Source organism: Armatimonas sp. (assembly GCF_031410135.1).
GTDB lineage: Bacteria > Armatimonadota > Armatimonadia > Armatimonadales > Armatimonadaceae > Armatimonas.
Genome location: NZ_JANNYP010000834.1, coordinates 1 through 1,930, shown reverse-complemented (window position 1 = coordinate 1,930; position 1,930 = coordinate 1). Strand labels below are relative to the sequence as shown.

The 1,930-nt window shown below is 59.1% G+C and carries 2 protein-coding genes and 1 pseudogene; 2 read left to right on the top strand and 1 reads right to left on the bottom strand.

Going from position 1 to position 1,930, the window contains the following annotated elements; translation table 11 throughout:
- The first annotated feature begins 53 nt into the window (after positions 1-53).
- Positions 54-1,013, top strand: coding sequence for a prepilin-type N-terminal cleavage/methylation domain-containing protein (locus tag RMO15_RS30315; protein WP_309722040.1), 960 nt, complete (start codon positions 54-56; stop codon positions 1,011-1,013).
- A 14-nt stretch (positions 1,014-1,027) separates the two neighbouring features.
- Positions 1,028-1,798, top strand: a complete 771-nt coding sequence (locus RMO15_RS30310; RefSeq protein WP_309722037.1) for a sulfatase-like hydrolase/transferase — start codon at positions 1,028-1,030, stop codon at positions 1,796-1,798.
- 7 nt (positions 1,799-1,805) lie between these two features.
- On the opposite strand, the pseudogene RMO15_RS33520 reads toward RMO15_RS30310, so the two are convergent.
- Positions 1,806-1,930, bottom strand: a pseudogene (locus RMO15_RS33520) (IS982 family transposase); the annotation flags it as partial.

The following is a 1,930-nucleotide window of genomic DNA, read 5'->3' as shown; positions in this document are numbered from 1 at the left end:
TGATACCATCTAAGCGCTTAACTTTCTCGATCTTTTTTACTGGAGGTTTTTTTATGCACCGTCGCTCAAGTTTTACGCTCATCGAGCTCCTCGTGGTGATTGCAATTATCGCCATTCTCGCCGCCATTCTCTTTCCCGTCTTCGCTCAGGCACGCGACAAAGCCCGCGCCGCCTCCTGTCTCTCCAACGTGAAGCAGCTCGCGCTCTCTTTCACCATGTACGCTCAGGACTACGACGAGACACTTCCCTTCTGGGCACCGCAGTGCCACTCCATTGGAGCCAGTGCGGTCACCTGTGGGCGTGTGGTCACGGCCAACCTAGCGGCCACTGCTGCCGATGGTGCTCCGTATCTGGCACCAGGCTACTTTGGCTCGCTCTGGACCTACGGACTCCAGCCCTACATTAAAAATGCCCAGATTTTGGGCTGTCCCAGCGATGGCCAAAAGTGGACGGTGCGTGGCCGGGTCGGGACGGAAACCGGGGTTGGTTGGATCAACTACAATCTTCCTTCTGCCGCCGTGCTGCCTGCCGAGATCAACAACGCGACTCTGAGCTACGGTGCCAGTGTCATGCTGACGCGCTACCTGAAGTACACCACCTACGCCGCCATTGATCGCCCCGCCGAGGCACTGATCGTCTCCGATGCCACGCAAGCGCAGCTCGGGGTCGCGGGCTTTAGTGGCACGCTAAGCTCCCCCGGACAGCAGGGCTGGCTGGAGGCGGAGCTGGCAGGCGCTCCTGTCAACGATCCACGCCGCAATACCATGATGAACGTGGCCGCCTTCCCGATGCCAAACCCGCGAACCTGCTTGATCAATGCAGGCGTGGGAAGCGTCCCGAGTAACGCGGACTTCCCCAATATCGGCATCCCCAACACGGCGGCCAATATCCAGCGAGGTATTGAGAGCTGCACGCGCCACCAGCAAGGCAGCAATATCGGCTTCGTGGACGGCCACGCAAAGTACATGAAGAGCACCCAGCTGACAGGCCGCTACCACGGGCTGGATCGCTAGCGTAAAATAGCCCTATGCAAAAACGCCCCCCTCATGTTCTGCTGATCTGCTTCGATGATCTCAATGATTGGATTGGCTGTCTGGGGGGGCACCCTCAGGTAAAGACCCCCCATATAGACCGGCTGGCACGGCGCGGGATGCTCTTTGAGAGTGCGCACTGCCAGTCGCCGCTTTGTGCGTCGAGCCGCACAAGCCTGCTCACGGGAAGGCGGCCCACGAGCACGGGGGTCTACAACCTCCAGCCCTGGATTCGTACGATCCCGGAGTTCCAGTCGGTTACCACCCTACCCCAGCACTTTGCCAAGCACGGCTACAAGACTATGGCAGTGGGCAAGGTCTTCCACGACGGGCACGGAGCTAGTGAGTGGAACGGGCCAACCTTTGTCGGGGGCTACAAGAATATCCCCAAGACCAAGCTCGTCCAGCCCTCCGCCGATCCCAACCCCCTGATCGACTGGGGAGCCTGGCCGGAGCGCGACGAAGACCATGACGACAGCAAGCTGGCTGACTGGGCGATTGAGCAGCTGGAAAACGGGAAAAACTCGGAGCAGCCCTGGTTTCTCGGAGTGGGTTTCCGCAGCCCGCACGTCCCCTGCTACGCCCCGCAAAAGTGGTTCGATATCTACCCCGAAGCCACCCTCAAGCTCCCCGGGATTCGGCGTGGTGACCGTGACGATACGCCCGAGTTCTCCTGGTATCTGCACTGGAAGCTCCCGGAGCCGCGCCTCTCTTGGCTCGAAAAAAATAATCAGTGGAAGTCGCTGGTGCGCAGCTATTTAACGTGAGTTCGGGTTAAGCCGGGGTGAGTCCTTTAGTGTCTCGTAGATGGAGCGAGGGCTTTTTAGGCAAGAAACTATAGGCAATCAAAGCAGAAAGGAGATTCCATAAGAAGCCCGAAGCTGCTCGATGGCGAGTAT

Bases quoted from the DNA above. Each gene is read 5' to 3' on its own strand.
- RMO15_RS30315 (WP_309722040.1), top strand. From the start codon at position 54: ATGCACCGTCGCTCAAGTTTTACGCTCATCGAGCTCCTCGTGGTGATT.
- RMO15_RS30310 (WP_309722037.1), top strand. From the start codon at position 1,028: ATGCAAAAACGCCCCCCTCATGTTCTGCTGATCTGCTTCGATGATCTC.